Origin of the sequence: Psychrobacter sp. AOP30-A2-5 (genome assembly GCF_052378115.1) — a bacterium.
Lineage (GTDB): Bacteria > Pseudomonadota > Gammaproteobacteria > Pseudomonadales > Moraxellaceae > Psychrobacter.
Window position 1 is genome coordinate 1 of sequence record NZ_JBQSXK010000010.1, and the last position, 17,273, is coordinate 17,273.

The window sequence follows — 17,273 nt, forward strand, 5'->3', positions numbered from 1 at the left end:
GTCCTTTGAGGGCGGGGAGGAAGTCAAAGAAACCCTATCCGTTACTGAATGAATAACTGAGTGAGTGACAGAATTGCGGCTACTGGAATTCTTTTAGTGTCTGCTCATATTTGGCAATTTGCTCATCATAACCTTTAATGGTGTCATTAAACTTAGTCATAAGCGTCTCAAACTCTTTTTGTTGATTCAGTTTCATCTGCTGCATATCAATCACTTGCTGAGCTTCTATCTGCTCCCAAACTTGATGCTGAATAATCAAACGCGCTAATGCTGGGCTCTTGGCACTGAGCCTACCGGCAATTTCTGCATGCTCAAATAACTGCGGAGCCAATGTCGCGATATTGATTAACGTATCAACATCTTCTGCGCTAAGAGGCGTCGTCACAGGCTGATAAAGCGCTTCCATCGCTTGCTGGTAGCTTTCGATGATTTGATCTTCTGTTAGCATGACAGGCTTACGCGGCTCAAGGCTAATGCGCTTTAACACCGTTAAATCACGCTCGCCAACTTCCGTACTGGTATTGATATCAGCCTCAGCGGAGATATCCACTTCATCATTTGTGGTGTCAGCAGATAATGAGCTGCTATCAGCTGTGTCGTTTTTATTCTCCATCACGTTATCAGTATTAGTATCGCTAGCAGTATCATCATTCAGCAGCAATGAATCCTCACTATCTGAGCTATCAGCGGCTTGTAGGGATTCATACTCTGCTTGTAAACGACGCTGTAGCCTTTGTGCTTGCGCGACATATATGGGCTGAAACTGCTTTATACGGGCAGCAGCAGAATCACTTGGGCGCATAGGCTGACTGTCTTCAGTGCTCGTTTTTTCAACGCTCTGACTGTCTTCTGGCGCAGGTTGAATCTCTGCTTGCTGCTGACAACCACTTAACAGCAATACGCCGCTGAGTGTTGCCGCAAGCAAGGTTGACGAGTGCTGTAAAAGGGTGTTGTTTTGATTGATAGAATCATCAACCACACCTTTATTCATTTTATAACTGGGCTTTTTTGGCAAAAATTTAAACATAAGGGTACGTATCCTTGTTAAGGCAAAATGATAAAAACCAAAGTCGTCATGGCAATCCATTGCCAATGGATATCACTTCATATTGTCGTCAGACTTCACGATTAAAAATGGAATACAAGTTTCTAATGCTTGACAGTCTTGTCCACGCTGACGACGAATAAAATAATCCTGAACCATACGCGCCTGCTGTTCGATACCGTAGTTAAAGAAGGATTTGCCTGTCTTGAGCACATAATCATAACGGCGATCAATAAGTGCACCGCGCACCACTTTTAAGCCTTGCTGTAATTGCCATACATGGGTCAATTCATGTATCAGCCAGCTTTTTTTACTCAATGGAGCATCGCTAAAATCTACTGTCCAATCTGCTCGGTTAAAATAAATATTGCCATTAGGGCTAACGGCATAATGTTTCAACACCCACCAAGCAGTCTTGAGCTGAACCTCATCGAGATTGATACTGTCGCCAAATACTGACCGCGCCAGCGCTATCTCACCTGTAGTAAGCAAACGTGATTGCTGCTTGGCACTGCGATGTAAATAGCGAGCAAACAAGCGCTGCAATATCGGCGGAGACATCATGACGGTAATACCTTATGCCTAATGAATGGATGATCAAAAATGATAGGTCGTAAATCGCGCGTGATATCTGCGATCTATCAATGCTGTTGAACCGTTAATAGGGATAAAAGCATAAAAATCAAAGTATTTGGGACATAAGCTGTACACTTGATTGACTTTTATTAACGTAAATCTGCGTTAGCCTATCGTGTATGCCACATACCAAGACACATACCAAGACACATACCAAGACACATACCAAGACACATACCAAGACACATACCAAGACACATACCAAGACACATACCAAGACACATACCAAGACACATACTAAATAGCATCTTTATAAATTAGCCTACTTTTACTACTCATGTCTAATATTCATTAGTGCGAAAATCATGCCAAACAGACAGATATGGTCTTTTTCCATAGCAATGATGAATGTAATCTAGGATGTAGTCATTTAGATGCAGCAATAAAAACCCATTAATCACTGTCGTTATGAACTAATTGATAGCTGTTTAAATTGATAATAGAGATTTCTATGCCGCCTAATTTTCATGCCGATACACCCCTTGCCCAGCGTATGCGCCCAACGACACTTGATGCAATCATTGGTCAAGAACATCTACTAGCGGCAGGTGCGCCCTTGCTGCGTTTGGTCGAACAAGGGCATCTGCCATCGATTATTTTGCATGGTGAAGCTGGCATCGGCAAAACGACTATTGCCATGCTGTTGGCTGATGCTGTTGGCAGGCCTTTTCATGCCTTGTCTGCCTTGAATACTGGGGTCAAACAGCTGCGAGAAGTGTTAGACAATAAGGACTCATTGGCATTTGAATCACCTGTGGTTTTTATCGATGAGATACACCGCTTTAACAAGGCTCAGCAGGATGCCTTACTGGGCGCGGTCGAATCTGGTGATATTACCTTGATTGGTGCGACAACTGAAAACCCTTCTTTTAGTGTCAATAATGCCCTGCTATCACGTTGCCAAGTATATCGTTTAGAGCCACTGACGCCTGAGCAAATCAGTGCGGTATTGCAAAGAGCAATTTCAGAAGATTCAGTGCTGAAGAATTTGACGGTTGATTTACAAGCACAGGACACTATCAGTCAACTGGCGCATGGCGATGCGAGGAAGGCGCTGAATTTATTAGAGCTTGCTATTCAAACGGCGGACACTAAGCAATCACCGCTCGTCATTAACGATGAATTGGTCGCTCGTGTTGCTCAGACCGCGCTGGTACGCTATGACAAAGATGGCGAGCAGCATTACGATATTATCTCGGCGATGATAAAGTCCGTACGTGGCTCAGACCCTGATGCTGCGCTTTATTGGATGGCGCGGATGTTAGTTGGCGGTGAGCCTGCCGATTTTATCGCGCGGCGTTTGGTCATCTTGGCCAGTGAAGATATTGGTAATGCCAACCCTAATGCTTTACTGCTTGCCGATGCAGCATTACGTAGTGTGCAGTCAATTGGTATGCCAGAAGCGCGTATTATCTTGGGGCAAGTATTGGTTTATTTGGCGACCAGTGCCAAAAGTAACAGCACTTATAAAGCCATCAATGCGGCGATGGCATTGGCAGAAAAAGATGCCTCACCTGTGCCGCTACACCTACGTAATGGCGTAACCAAACTGATGCGTAATCAAGGCTATGGTCAAGGTTACGCCTATCCACACGATTATCCCAATCACTATTATCCGCAAAGCTATTTGCCAGACAATTTAGTTGGAACCAGCTTTTATGAATTTGCCGACAACCAGCGCGAGCAACACAGCAAACAGTTTATGGATTGGCTAAAAAGCCAAGCAGCCAGCAACGACTGATGGCTCACATGGTCGATTATCCCATTGCTTACTGCGTCATTGAATACATGAATCGTCGTGACCATTAATAATACTTATCACTATATTTGACAGACTGGTCCATATAATTTCGAGATGAAGCAGCATAGTGGGCTGAAAAGCGTTAAAATGTCCTCATATTGATATATAAGCAATGATTAGATAATGTCTACGGTGGATCAATTTGATTCCATGCACTTTGCCTAACCGCAACAGCGCTCTGTAGCATCTACTGCTACAATAGACAGACAATGCTTTATATTCCACATCACACCTATCTATAAATAATAAAATATTGAGACTTACTATGAGTTTAAATACGATTCCTGAGATTATCGAAGACATTCGTGCTGGCAAGATGGTCATCTTAATGGATGATGAAGACCGTGAAAATGAAGGTGATATCATTATGGCAGCGACCCATGTGCGCCCTGAAGATATTAACTTTATGATTACTCATGCACGTGGTTTGGTCTGCTTGACCTTGTCACAAGCACGCTGCCAACAGTTGGCGTTGCCGCTGATGTCTGATCGTAACGAGGCAAAATTTAGCACCAACTTTACGGTTTCTATCGAAGCCGCTGAAGGCGTTACCACGGGTATCTCTGCTGCTGATCGCGCTCGTACAATTCAAGCAGCGGTTTCTTCTTCGGCAAAACCTGAAGACATCGTCCAGCCTGGACATATCTTCCCAATCATGGCTCAAAATGGTGGCGTCTTGCACCGCGCTGGGCATACCGAAGCTGGTTGTGATTTAGCACGCCTAGCAGGGCTTGAGCCCGCAGCAGTGATTGTCGAAATCATCAATGCTGATGGTACGATGGCGCGCCGTGATGACCTTGAGATATTTGCCGAAGAGCATGGCATCAAAATGGGTACAATTGCTGACCTCATCAACTACCGCATCGCGAACGAGCAAACGGTAGAAGAAATTGAGTCGCGTCCTTTTGAAACGGAATACGGCACCTTTACGCTACATCGCTTCCGCGAATTTGGCGCTGATGAAACGCATTTGGCTTTGGTAAAAGGCGATGTGAGCGAAGGCGTCAGCACCGTCCGTGTCCATGGTTTTCACCCACTACGCGACTTGTTTGCTGCCAAAAATGATATGACGGGTCGTAGCGGCTGGAGCGTGCGCTCAGCACTGGAAGAAATAAGCAACTCAGATCGCGGCGTGTTAGTTTGGATTGGTAGCAACCAGCCAATAGATTTAGGAGAGGCGTTAGACAAAGCGGCAGACAATGAATCGCAATCGACCATTACTCAGCAGCCGTATCGCAGCATTGGTGTCGGTGCACAGATTTTGCGTCATTTAGGCGTTCGTGATATGCGTTTATTATCATCACCCATGAAGTTTTACGCATTATCAGGCTTTGACTTGAACGTCATCGATTTCGTACATGCGCCAAAGCAAGATTAATATTTGACTGATTGGCTGGCTGATTCGATATCAGTCACATAGCAAAAGGGCACGCTAACGTTACGTTAGCGTGCCCTTTTTTCCATTTATTTAATATTCAGTGCTAAAGCTTCGGTATATGACCAACTTTTGCTTCTAATGCCAATAGCCGAGCGCGCTCTTCCTCTGTCCAAGCTAACTTACGCTTTCCATCACTATCGAAACGTACCACGACTGCCTCAGCCGTCGCGACGATGGCCGCTTGCGCGGTGCTATAGTAGCTATATTCCATCACGATACTCGTATTCCCTAAACGCTGACAGCGCAATCCTAATAGCAAAGTATCCGGATAAGTCACAGGGCGTAAATACTGGCAGCTAGATTGTGCCAATACCGTCACCATACTGCCATCAAACATACCTAGCGCCTGCAAATAGCCAATTCGTGCTGATTCAGCGTAACGGTAATAAATCACATTATTTAAATGGTTAAACGCATCCATCTCGCCCCAGTGAATGGGCTGGTGATGAATAATGGGATAATGAGACAATTCGTCAGGATGATTATCTGCGATATTGGAGGCTGCATGTGCTGCTTGATTCAAACTGTCCATAACGTCATTTCTCTTATTTTTATATTCATAAATCTATCAATCAACATCCACTGAACCACTAACGCTGAGATTTATCCAAAATCTGAGTGGTCAACAATGGCGTTGGTTTTGGTGCATTGGCAATCAATTTATCTAACCAATCTATAACTTCTGCGATATTTGTCGGAGAGGATCTGGTTGGTAGGTTCTTGTCGGTAGAGGTTTGCTTTTTGCCTACGGACGCATCATTAGAAGCGTTTTCAGTATTAGTCATGGCTGCCTTTGGCGCTGACTCTTGAGGAATAGCAGATTTCGGCACCAAGGTTTGTAGTTGATTTCGTGCTTGACGCAGATAACCAACCAGCTGCTCTTGTTCGCGCATATTACTGGCTTGACTGGCCAGATTTAAGGTCATAATCACTTCGTGAATGGTCAGTTGTTTGCGCGAGAGGCTCATATTATTATCAGCGCTATTGTGCGATGTCGACTCACTACTCACACGCTCATAGCTGTGCAAAAACTCTTGAATATTTTGGATGGCGAGGTTTTGCAGCTGCCAAGGACTAGGCTGAGTGCTGCTCGCCTGCAAACGTTCGATGTCTTTCATCAAGCTTTGTTTGATCACAACCGTTAGCGCTGGAGCAATCTCATTGCTGCTTTGCGAAAGCTGCCAGTGTAGACCACGCAACAAATCAATCGCCGCACTGTCATTATTGTCTGCCAATAATCTATCAGCGGCTTGTATTTGAATACGCAATAAATCTAACTGGTTTTGCGCTTGGCTACTGGCGGCAGATCGAGGCTCTGGCAGCGTCTGCTGACTCATCGCAAATAGACGGTCATCCATCTCATTGAGACGGCTGACGACTTGCTCGTTGCTTTGCAAACGCTCATTAACACTATGTTGGAAACGCTGCTGGCTGATGTAGAGCCACAATAGGGCGGCGATAAGCAACAAGATAACCAGCCACTGCAGGCGCAACAAAAACACATTTGCTTGTCGGCGCTGCTGAGTAGCAGAAGGTTCCTGAGATAATGATTCAGAATTGATTGACATAAGGCAGCACCGTTATTTTGGCTAAAACAGGTTTAAAGCGAATAAATAAAAAGTGAAACATAATAGATAAGGACAGGTCATCGGTTGGTACATTTATACATTCAACAGGCTTTAGCATGAATAGCAGCAAGAATGGTTTCTGGCGCCAAATCTTCCACACGCCAATAACTTAACTGCTGCTCAGCGACCATATTGGCTAAACGCTCACCCAACACCACATAAGAAAAGTCTGACAATTTATAGGGCAAAATAGCAGAGGTTTCTCTGGCTGTTTCTTGCTCTAATGCCTTTTCTGCTACAGCCCGAACGATGCTTTCCCAATGCTCAAAGGCTGTACCGCTACTGATCACAACGATTGGCTTTGGTTGCTGCGCTGCCAACGCATCTTGCATCATATTATGCGTTAAATTATCGGTTAAAAATTCTTTTAGCCACTGCTCATATTGAGCCATCGCCTCGACTGGCATTCTGCGCTCATACCAAGCAATACTATCGATATGCACACCGCGTGCCAGCAACGTATCGACCAATAGTCGCCTACCACCCAATCCGCGCCACACGAGCAACTTGTCACCTGCTTGCAAATGCCCAATCTCAGGCATCGCTAGCATACCTTCGTTATTGGCAATGTGAGGCTGAAGTACTTGGTAATTCGACGCCTCGACTTTGGCATTATTTAATACCGACGCAGTCGCTTCACCCACGGCAATCAAGTAGCTCGGCGCTTGCAGAGCATTAATTGCAATATCTTTTCGCTCATTATTATTATCATCGTCATCGTCATGATTTTGAGCTTGACGCTCATCTTCAAGCGCTTGCCAAACAGCCAGTCCTGAAGCGGCCGCCGTTGGGCTAACAATCACAAGCGCCTTATAATCGCCTGCTAGCCACTGCCGCATCAGCGTCATGTCTTGCTCAGTCGTTGGGCGTGATTGTAACGTCAACATCGGTATCTCTACCACCGTCAGCCCTGCTACTTGTAGATGATCCGTCAATACAGCGGCACGCTCTACTGGGCGAGTATTGATGACTACTTGCGTGAGTGATGACTCATTATTTGATTGACCATTAGCAATAAGCTGGGCGTGATTTAATGTTGATGACATAGACGTACCATGACAAAAGACTGATAGAATTGGCTTAACGATAGCCCTAGCATCAATAATACTGGGGCTATGACTAAGATAATCAAAATACTGGTATGTTATTCAGGATGATAAATCGCGGATAAGATATCACCCGCGCCATCGGCAAGCAGTATATTGGCGACATCAATACCAAGCTGATTAGCCTGTACTTCTTGCTCGGCTTGTGTGCCGATCAACGTGACGCGCTTCTCTGCTTTTAGCAGCTCGCTGCCATCCGCTTGACCGACGCGGCCACGTAGCCATAACACATTGCCGTTGTCGTTATTGCCATTGTCACCGTTATCATCATTGTTGCTGCTCGTTTCATCCGCCATTTGTAACACGGCATAAGCAGCAATGGGCACTTGGCAGCCACCCTCTAAGTGACGGTTCAGCGCGCGCTCAGCAATGAGACGGATACGAGCTTTATCATCATTCAGTGGTGCCAGTAATTTTAACACCTCATCATCACCTTCGCGGCATTCGATCGCTAAGGCGCCTTGACCAACCGCAGGCAGGCAGGCATTGATATCAAGCTCGCCGCGTATGCGCTCATCCAGCTCGATACGCTGCAAACCACTGGTCGCTAAAATAATCGCATCGTACTCGCCAGCATCTAGCTTGCCCAAACGTGTACCGACGTTACCGCGTAAGGTTTTGATTTGTAGGTCTGGGCGATAGGCTTTAAGCTGACACTGACGACGCAAACTTGACGTGCCAACAACTGCCCCTTGCGGCAATTCATCAATACTATTATAGGTATTAGACACAAAAGCATCAGTCGGTGAGGCGCGTTTGCAATAGACGCCCAGCATCAAGCCTTCTGGAAGCTGCATCGGTACGTCTTTTAATGAATGTACCGCGATGTCCGCTTGTTTGTCATATAGTGCTTGCTCAAGCTCTTTGACAAACAAACCTTTACCGCCAATTTTAGCCAAAGGTGTGTCCAAAATCTTGTCACCCTTAGTGACAATTTTTAGCAAGTTAATCGTCAATTCAGGATACAAATCTAGTAGACGAGCACGGATATGCTCAGCTTGCCATAGTGCTAAAGGGCTCTGACGCGTGGCGATATTCAAGGTAGTCAAAGCAGTTTGCTGCGGATTACTCATAAAGGGCCTCAATAAATTCGATACTGTTCACGTCAGTACTATGCAGGTCAGTATTAAGCAATACTGCAAATTTTCCACAAAAAATGGGCGATATAAACCATATATAGTCAATGCTGACGCAAAAAAATACCCCTATTTAAGCATAAATAAGGGTTTGATGATATGGGATGATTATTTCACGGTTATTTTGCTGTTATTTCACTATACAAACCGCAGCTTACATGCTTTGAATCTTCTCACGTAATGCAGGTAAGTGACGACGGCTAACCGCAAGTGTCTCATCAATGCCTTTAAAGCGTATTTGATATTGTCCTGCATCCAACGTTTCTAAAAAGTCCAAAAAGCTAAGGTTGATGATGGCATTACGGTGTACTCGAAACAGCCGATCCTCAAATTCTTGTTCAAGCTCTTTTAGCGTCTCATCAATCAGGACAATGCCATCTTTGTGACGGACTTTGACGTACTTTTGATCGGCGGTAAAATAATAGATATCTTTGAGCTTGATGAGCTCAACGCCTCGGTGAGTACGAGCAGCGATATGCTCACGTACTGGACGCGCTGTTGGGTCTTCGAGTTTACGAATCTCATTTAACTGCGCCGCGTTCAAATTTTTCGCTTTATCTAGTGCTTCTAGTAACTCGTCTTTATTGGCAGGCTTTAATAAATAACCAATCGCATTGGCTTTTAGCGCGGCAATGGCATAATGATCATAAGCGGTGACAAATATAATGGCTGGCGGATGCTCAAGTTTGGCAAGCTCTTGCGCACAGCGCACCCCATCCATCTCAGGCATACGAATATCTAATAATATGATGTCTGGCTGCTGAGTTTTGACAGCGATAATGGCTTCTGCACCCGTGGTTGCTTGAGCAACGACTTGATGACCTGACTCCTGTACAATTCTAACCAAACGCTCACGTGCTAGTGGCTCATCATCACAAACTACGATACGCATGCAAACTCCAATCCCAGGATAAACTTAGTATTTTTTTCAATGGCCTTACCAACATATTAGCACTCATTACCAATCACTTAGCATAAAAACCTTTAATTATTTCATAAAACAATAACTGGCTATATTGACGTTGATAGCCTTGTGCATTGAGTTTTATTGCGATGCATTTATCGATAATAATTTTTATGGGGAATCATGGCTAAATATAAAGTAAAATAACCCCTTAGCTATAAAGATGGTGCAATAAGTATGCCATACCTATTCCTTGAGAAATAAAATAAAAAAGTAAGCCCCAAAAAAACGGTCATAAACTAACATCTTGCAGCGGATAGTCGATCACAGTAATAATTTGACTACTGGTAACGCTACTTTTAATATCCGCACTTTGGCCGAAATAAGCCCGTAAACGTTCCGCTTGAATATAAAAGTTCATGTGCTGACGTAAATCATGGTTAATAATCATGGCTTTTTTCGGCAGCTCGACACCAATCGTAATCACAACCCGATGCTGCTGCCAAGTGACTCTAATATTGATATAAATTGTTTCAGTGGTCATCTCCACCACATTCAGCAGCATTTTTTCTAGCACGCTCTGTAAGGTCAAGGCGGTAATCACCATGTCATACATGACATCTTCGTCAGGCAATTGCCAACTCACTTCAAGCTTATCCGCTAAGCGGCTAGACTCAATCGCTAGATAGTGCTCACAAAGAGCAATTTCTTCTTCAAAGCTAATCTCTCGTGCCCCATTGAAACTGGCACGGAATAAGGCAGAAACGTGCTGTAATAAAGCGGAAGCTCTTGCTGGATTGGACTCTATCAGTGACACAAGGGTATTGATGGTATTAAAGAAGAAATGTGGAGCGATTCGTGCTTTGATCACATCATTTTGTGCACTCAATTTCTGCTCAAACGATTGTTTGAGCGCATTCGTCTCACGATAACGGCGTAAAAAATACAGTAAGAACACTAAGGTAAAGCCACCACCAATCACCGCATCAAACAATATATTTAGAATAAAAGTTTGACGGTCATATTCAAACCAACCAACATTAATCATTACCAGCATGACTAAAATCATGGATATGGTAGATGCCACCATGAGTAAGGCAAGCACATACATGCTGGCTTTAGGTATGCTCATGCCCTTAAAAATGGGGCGCAAATAATCAATGAGGTATAAGGAAGGAATAATACTCAAGGTGTTTTGCAGGACTCTGCTAAACAGCTGAATCAAAAAATCTGACCACGTGGCAATATCATAGCGATTTATTACCGTGACAAATAGTGACCAAAAAAAGATATAAATGAACCACTGCCAAGGCTTCATGACTTCCATGAGCTTGGGAATAAAAAACTCTAAGCGCTCCGCTAGTAAGGCAACCTCATCCTTTGCTATACTTGAGCTCTTATTCTGCTGACTTGTCTTGTACCGATATGAACGCCAATTCTTCAAAACCTAGTAGTCCCGAATCAAATGTAAACCCATCTGTCTCTGATTCTAGCACAGATGCTCCGATAACAAATAACGCTGCACAAAACAACCCTGTAAGCAGTCCTTCAAACAGCCAAGGCCAGCAGATGTGGGGCGGACGCTTCAGTGAAGCAACGGACAGCTTTGTCGCTGCCTTCACCGCCTCTGTTGGCTTTGACCAACGCTTTGCTCGTCACGATATCGAAGGCTCTATCGCTCATGCGACGATGCTTGGTGAGTGCGACATTCTCACTAATAGTGAAGTCGCGACTATCATTGATGGTCTAGAGCAGGTGTTAAGTGAAATTGAGCTGGGCGAATTTAACTGGTCAATCGCCCTAGAAGACGTGCACATGAATGTTGAGTCGCGCTTGACTGACATCATCGGTGCCGTGGGTAAAAAACTGCACACGGGGCGTAGCCGTAACGATCAGGTTGCCACTGATATCCGTCTTTGGTTACGCGAAGAAGTCGATAATATCATCGCCTTATTAGTGCGCTTGCAAAGCGGTTTGCTTGATTTGGCTGAGCAACATACTGACACTATTATGCCCGGCTTTACGCATTTACAAACAGCGCAGCCAGTCAGCTTTGGTCATCACGTCATGGCGTGGTTTGAGATGTTATATCGCGATACCGAACGTCTGGTTGATGCGCGTCGCCGTATCAATCAGATGCCACTTGGTAGCGCTGCGCTTGCTGGCACGACGTTCCCAATCGATCGTACCATTACTGCTGAATTATTGGGCTTCGAAGGTATTTGCCAGAATTCGCTTGATGCCGTATCAGACCGTGATTTTGCGATTGAATTTACCTCAGCCGCTTCTATCTTGATGATGCACATGTCACGGATGAGCGAAGAGATTATCCTATGGATGTCAGCGCAGTTTAACTTTGTACAAATCCCTGATCGCTTTTGTACTGGTTCATCGATCATGCCGCAAAAGAAAAATCCTGATGTACCAGAGTTGGTCCGCGGTAAAGCAGCACGTGTCTTTGGGCAGTTAATGACACTCCTTAGCCTGATGAAAAGCCAGCCTCTTGCTTATAACAAAGACAACCAAGAAGACAAAGAGCCACTATTTGATTGCGTCGATACGCTTACCGGCTGTTTATTGGCTTTTGCTGATATGTTACCGAATATCACTCCAAATAAAGAAAACATGCGCGCTGCCACCATGAAAGGCTATGCTACTGCCACTGACCTTGCAGATTATTTGGTACGTAATGGTGTGGCTTTCCGTGATGCGCATGAAGTGGTCGGTAATGCCGTTGCTTTGGGTATTAAAGAAGGCGTTGATTTGAGCGATTTGTCATTGGCGCAGCTACAGCAGTTTAGCGATGCTATCGGCGATGATGTATTTGAATATCTAACGCTAGAAGGCTCATTAGCAGCCCGTGACCACTTAGGTGGTACAGCACCAAATCAAGTTAAGCAAGCCGTTGCTCGCGGTCGCAGCCGTTTAGAAGTATTCGCGTGAAAGCGCATTGTTGACCTGATAGCTTCTACCATAAAAAACACCCGCCCCTGCTGCGGGTGTTTTTGATACCATGATGAGGTAAAGTAAATTCAGCTAATAATATTTAAGTCACTTATGCTGAATAAGTGCTAACTAATACCATTCACAGAAATTAGAGTAGCAAGGAAAACGAGTGAAAGTGCTACGCCTTATAGGCTAAGCAAGTTTGACACAGCTAATCTTACTTTTTAGGTTTGGTATAACTATTCTCATGAGTGATTCAATAACATATTTTTATAATAACTAAACCATAATAAGGAACGCCTTATGACTGAGACTTTTAATCCCCAAGCCAATACGGTATTTTGCCGTAAATATCAGCAAGAATTGCCAAAAATGCCGCACCCGCCTTTTCCTAATAAAAAAGGTCAGGAGCTACAGGAAACGGTATCTGACAAAGCGTGGAAAGAATGGCTTGAACAGCAAACGATGCTGATTAACGAAAACCATCTAAGCATGTTAGATCCTGCTGCCAAAAAATTCCTCACTGAACAACGGGATAAATTTTTAGATAATGAAGATTATGAGCGTGCACAAGGTTGGACGCCAGAGAGCTAGTTATTTTTTATTATTGCCATAAAATAAAAAACGCGCTATTTAATATCGCGCGTTTTTTTGGATGTAAAATTTACGATGAACTGTTTTTTTCAGCCCTCATCACCGTTTGAGTCTACAAAATCCGTGGCTGACTTGACGGCAGGTTTAGTGGCAGATTTAGCGACAGACAGGGTGCTGACTTGGCGCGCCGCCATACGGTCATTGGCTTCTTGCACCGCTTTTTCGACCAGCGCATAGTCGGAATGACGCACATCTTGCCCACTAATATAGTTAATCACCAGTTCTGCAATATTTTGTGCATGATCGCCCACCCGCTCAAGCGCGCGCAATACCCACATAATATTGATGACTTTTGAAACGTGCCGTGAATCTTCCATAATATAGGTCATCAAAGCACGGATGGCTGACTGATACTCATCATTGACCATGCTATCGTTACGCATGACCTCAAACGCTTGCTCAGCATTCGATTGGCTAAATGCCTCTAGCGCATTGTGCAGCATCAAACGAACCTGATTGCTTAGGTGTTGAACTTCTGCATAACCATACGACAGCTTACCTTGTGCCGCAATTTTTTTGGCCATCTGAGCAATTTTGACGGCTTCATCACCGATGCGTTCTAAATCAACCACGCCTTTACTGATGGACATGACCAAGCGTAAATCACTGGCGGCGGGCTGGCGTTTGGCGACCAATAGCAAGATATGCTCATCCAACTCGACTTCCATTCGATTGATATCAAAGTCCATATCAATCACCTCTTGCGCCAGTGTCTCATTTTTATCGATAAGCGCATGGATCGCTTTCGCCACTTGGTTGGCCGCGCTATCGCCCATGTATAAAAATAAACGGATAGCTTCATCAAGATCTTGGTCAAAACTTTTGGAGATATGCTTATCGCTTTGCATAAGAGGTATTCCCTAAAATCCATATTTTGGTAGCGCGGTGTGGCTGTTGAGTCGAACAGATTGGCTCACGATATCTTATTGAACGTATTGAGCACGTCGTCCTTGCTCAGACCGCGATGTTAGCCATAACGACCCGTAATATAATCTTCTGTGGCGGTTTGGGCAGGCTTGGTAAATATCTGGTCGGTCTCGCCCATCTCAATCATATCGCCTAAGTACATATAGACGGTGTAATCTGACACCCGTGCGGCCTGTTGCATGTTATGCGTGACAATGGCAATGGTGTAATCCTGTTTTAAGTCTTCAATCAAATCTTCAATCGCGCCGGTCGAGATAGGGTCAAGCGCTGATGTCGGCTCATCAAGCAGCAATACTTCAGGCTTGGTCGCGACGCTACGTGCGATACACAAGCGTTGCTGCTGACCACCGGATAACGAAAGCCCTGATGCTTTTAGCTTGTCTTTTACTTCTGGCCATAATGCGGATTTTTTGAGTGCCCACTCTACCCGATTGTCCAGCTCAGCCTTACTTAACTTTTCATAAAGGCGTACCCCAAAGGCGACATTGTCATAAATGGACATCGGGAATGGGGTAGGTTTCTGAAAGACCATACCGACTTGGGCGCGTAGCAAATTGACATCGACGTCTTTGCCCAAGATATTGTTGCCATCAAGATTAATATTGCCTTCTGCCCGCATCCCTGGATATAAATCATACATACGGTTGAAGGTACGCAACAGCGTCGATTTTCCGCAACCTGAAGGACCAATGAAAGCAGTGACTTTTTTATCAGGAATATCGATATTGATATTTTTTAGCGCCTGAAAGTCACCATAATAAAAATTCAGATCCCGAATTTGCATTTTTGCAGCAGGCATATTTTTGGGAATATCATGAAGCGTCTGTTTGGTTAGGCTGGCAATATCTGGCTGCTCCATTTGTGCTGCCGTCGACATCGGTCTGTTTAATAAACTGTCTGTTGTTGGATTAAATTTATCTGCCGCATTGAATTTATCGACAGGCTTTTTTGTACGGATTTTGCTCATGACGTCATTCATAATATGTTCCAACCCAGCTCAATGAATATAAATGGAAGTAAATGTTCGAGGTAATCTAGGACAAGCCTTAATTTACCATCAGCCTTTATTTAGCCTGACCTCTACTACCGATGAGCCTTGCCAAAATATTTAATACCAAGACAGAGGTCGTGATCAGCAACGCTGCCGCCCACGCTAAGGTATGCCAGTTATCATAAGGACTCATCGCAAACTGATAGATGGTATTGGGCAAGTTGGCAATAGGCTGACCCATATCGGTACTGAAATACTGGTTGTTAAGCGCCGTAAATAGCAACGGTGCTGTCTCACCAGTGATTCGAGCAAATGCCAGTAACACCCCAGTGGTCAGTCCTGCTCTCGCGGCCTTAATCGTTACTTGAGTCACCATTTTCCACTTGGGTGTGCCAAGTGCGTAAGCCGCTTCACGAATGCTATTAGGAACCAGATTGAGCATATTCTCAGTGGTACGCACGACCACAGGAATAACGATTAATGCCAATGCCAACGCGCCTGCCCAACCAGAGAAACTTTGACCTTTTACCATTAATGCATAAATAAAGAGACCAATCACAATCGAGGGTGCGGATAACAAAATATCATTTAAGAAACGCGTTACCTTGCCAAGCATACTGCCCTGAGCGAACTCGGATAAATAAATACCGGTCATAAGACCAATAGGCGCACCGATAAACAATCCTGAAAACGCGAGCATTACTGAACCGACAATGGCGTTACGCAGCCCGCCCGCACTCATCGGTGGCGGTGTATCAGCAGTAAAAATAGGCAGCTGCACAATACCTTGAAAGCCTTCAACAAAGAGCGTCAACAATATCCAAAACAACCAAAATAGTCCAAAAACCATCGCCGACATGGCAAAGCCTAGACCTAACTTGTTGGTCAAACGGCGCTTGTTATAAAGACTTTGGTTGTAGCGGTTAGCGCTGTTTGGCTGAGTCGGTAGTGGTGCATTGATCGCATTGTTAGCAGCCATACTATTTATTTCCCATATCTTTTATCAATATCCATCAATGTTTATCGACGTCCAATAAATCCGTAAAAGACCTATCGAGATTGTCAAACGACTACCGATTGCCTGCCTTGTGATCCATGCGCATAAGCATGAGTTTTGCTAGAGATAGCACAATGAAGGTGATGACAAATAAGATTAAGCCTAAATGTAATAAAGACGCCAAATGTAGCTCACTCGACGCTTCGGCAAACTCGTTAGCCAATGCTGAGGTAATGGTCACACCTGAGGTAAACAGACTCGGACTGATGTTAAAGGCATTACCAATGAGGAACGTCACTGCCATCGTCTCACCCAATGCCCGACCCAGTCCTAAGATCACGCCACCAACCACGCCAGCTTTGGTATACGGCAGAATTATCTTGAACATGACTTCCCAAGTCGTCGCGCCCATGCCATATGCCGACTCTTTGAGCAGGTCTGGCACGACCGAAAAAACATCGCGCATGGTGGCGGCGATAAATGGAATAATCATGATGGCAAGTACTAGCGAGGCGGTAAACATACCCAGTCCCATTGGCGCGCCCGTAAACAACTTACCGATGATAGGTAGTGGGCCAATGTGCTCGATAAACCATGGCTGAATGTGATCACCGAAGAAAGGTGCAAAGACAAACAATCCCCACATACCATAAATGATAGAAGGGATACCCGCTAATAACTCAATGGCAATACCAAGTGGTTTTTTGAGGAAGGTTGGGCACATTTCAGTCAAAAATATCGCAATACCAAAACTGACTGGTACAGCAATTAAAATCGCGATAAAAGATGTCACCAACGTACCATAGATAGGTGCTAGCGCCCCGTACTCATTGGCGACCGTATCCCAGTTATTACTGGTATAAAATCCAAGACCAAATGTTTGAATGCTCGGCCACGCTCCGATGATCAAGGAGACTAAAATGCCGCCCAACGATAAGAGTACCAGTATGGCAAAAGCCTTGGTGGCATTCACAAACAATAAGTCATAGCGCTTTTGTTTAGCCAGTTGGGACCTTAAATCATTCATAAGTGTCTCAGCATTAAATAGGATCAAGTCAAAATAG

General features: G+C 44.6%; 16 protein-coding genes. 4 read left to right on the forward strand and 12 right to left on the reverse strand.

What is annotated here, in order from left to right; translation table 11 throughout:
* Positions 1–79: 79 nt before the first annotated feature.
* Entirely contained in the window at positions 80–1,027 is a 948-nt protein-coding gene (locus ACT3S4_RS08520; protein ID WP_444760867.1) for a hypothetical protein, read from the reverse strand.
* A gap of 72 nt (positions 1,028–1,099) precedes the next feature.
* Entirely contained in the window at positions 1,100–1,609 is a 510-nt protein-coding gene (locus ACT3S4_RS08525) for a type IV secretion protein Rhs (protein WP_444760868.1), read from the reverse strand.
* Between the two features lie 523 nt (positions 1,610–2,132).
* Here ACT3S4_RS08525 and ACT3S4_RS08530 point away from each other — a divergent pair.
* Both ACT3S4_RS08530 and ribBA read left to right on the forward strand, forming a co-directional pair.
* Entirely contained in the window at positions 2,133–3,422 is a 1,290-nt protein-coding gene (locus ACT3S4_RS08530; RefSeq protein ID WP_444760869.1) for a replication-associated recombination protein A, read from the forward strand.
* A gap of 325 nt (positions 3,423–3,747) precedes the next feature.
* Positions 3,748–4,860: a bifunctional 3,4-dihydroxy-2-butanone-4-phosphate synthase/GTP cyclohydrolase II gene (gene ribBA, locus ACT3S4_RS08535; RefSeq protein ID WP_055123670.1), complete on the forward strand. Its 1,113-nt coding sequence runs from the start codon at positions 3,748–3,750 to the stop codon at positions 4,858–4,860.
* A 103-nt stretch (positions 4,861–4,963) separates the two neighbouring features.
* Here the strand turns inward: ribBA and ACT3S4_RS08540 are convergent, their stop codons facing one another.
* The 6 genes from ACT3S4_RS08540 to ACT3S4_RS08565 form a co-directional block, all read right to left on the reverse strand.
* Positions 4,964–5,452 carry an acyl-CoA thioesterase gene (locus ACT3S4_RS08540; protein ID WP_444760870.1) on the reverse strand — a complete coding sequence of 163 codons (489 nt, stop codon included), beginning with the start codon at positions 5,450–5,452 and terminating at the stop codon, positions 4,964–4,966.
* A 58-nt stretch (positions 5,453–5,510) separates the two neighbouring features.
* Complete coding sequence (locus ACT3S4_RS08545) at positions 5,511–6,488, reverse strand: hypothetical protein (protein WP_444760871.1); 978 nt, start codon at positions 6,486–6,488, stop codon at positions 5,511–5,513.
* A 101-nt stretch (positions 6,489–6,589) separates the two neighbouring features.
* Positions 6,590–7,594 carry a uroporphyrinogen-III synthase gene (locus ACT3S4_RS08550; RefSeq protein WP_444760872.1) on the reverse strand — a complete coding sequence of 335 codons (1,005 nt, stop codon included), beginning with the start codon at positions 7,592–7,594 and terminating at the stop codon, positions 6,590–6,592.
* Between the two features lie 98 nt (positions 7,595–7,692).
* Positions 7,693–8,727: a hydroxymethylbilane synthase gene (gene hemC / locus ACT3S4_RS08555; protein WP_055123673.1), complete on the reverse strand. Its 1,035-nt coding sequence runs from the start codon at positions 8,725–8,727 to the stop codon at positions 7,693–7,695.
* Between the two features lie 217 nt (positions 8,728–8,944).
* On the reverse strand, positions 8,945–9,682 hold the full coding sequence (locus ACT3S4_RS08560) for a LytR/AlgR family response regulator transcription factor (protein ID WP_109590619.1): 738 nt from the start codon (positions 9,680–9,682) through the stop codon (positions 8,945–8,947).
* 304 nt (positions 9,683–9,986) lie between these two features.
* Positions 9,987–11,138, reverse strand: a complete 1,152-nt coding sequence (locus tag ACT3S4_RS08565) for a sensor histidine kinase (RefSeq protein ID WP_444760873.1) — start codon at positions 11,136–11,138, stop codon at positions 9,987–9,989.
* A 125-nt stretch (positions 11,139–11,263) separates the two neighbouring features.
* Between ACT3S4_RS08565 and argH the strand changes: the two genes are divergently transcribed.
* Both argH and ACT3S4_RS08575 read left to right on the forward strand, forming a co-directional pair.
* Positions 11,264–12,637: an argininosuccinate lyase gene (argH, locus tag ACT3S4_RS08570; RefSeq protein ID WP_444760910.1), complete on the forward strand. Its 1,374-nt coding sequence runs from the start codon at positions 11,264–11,266 to the stop codon at positions 12,635–12,637.
* Between the two features lie 306 nt (positions 12,638–12,943).
* A complete protein-coding gene (locus tag ACT3S4_RS08575; protein ID WP_045443086.1) occupies positions 12,944–13,234 on the forward strand; it encodes an oxidative damage protection protein in 291 nt (96 codons plus the stop codon).
* A gap of 89 nt (positions 13,235–13,323) precedes the next feature.
* Here ACT3S4_RS08575 and phoU read toward each other — a convergent pair whose 3' ends face one another.
* From phoU to pstC, 4 genes are all read right to left on the reverse strand, one after another.
* Positions 13,324–14,142 carry a phosphate signaling complex protein PhoU gene (gene phoU, locus ACT3S4_RS08580; protein WP_228244476.1) on the reverse strand — a complete coding sequence of 273 codons (819 nt, stop codon included), beginning with the start codon at positions 14,140–14,142 and terminating at the stop codon, positions 13,324–13,326.
* Between the two features lie 119 nt (positions 14,143–14,261).
* Positions 14,262–15,188: a phosphate ABC transporter ATP-binding protein PstB gene (gene pstB, locus ACT3S4_RS08585; RefSeq protein WP_087814967.1), complete on the reverse strand. Its 927-nt coding sequence runs from the start codon at positions 15,186–15,188 to the stop codon at positions 14,262–14,264.
* A gap of 97 nt (positions 15,189–15,285) precedes the next feature.
* Positions 15,286–16,191: a phosphate ABC transporter permease PstA gene (gene pstA, locus ACT3S4_RS08590; protein WP_444760874.1), complete on the reverse strand. Its 906-nt coding sequence runs from the start codon at positions 16,189–16,191 to the stop codon at positions 15,286–15,288.
* Positions 16,192–16,282: 91 nt separating this feature from the next.
* The gene (gene pstC, locus ACT3S4_RS08595; protein WP_201560423.1) at positions 16,283–17,236 is read right to left on the reverse strand and encodes a phosphate ABC transporter permease subunit PstC; all 954 of its coding nucleotides are present in this window, start codon (positions 17,234–17,236) and stop codon (positions 16,283–16,285) included.
* Positions 17,237–17,273: the final 37 nt, after the last annotated feature.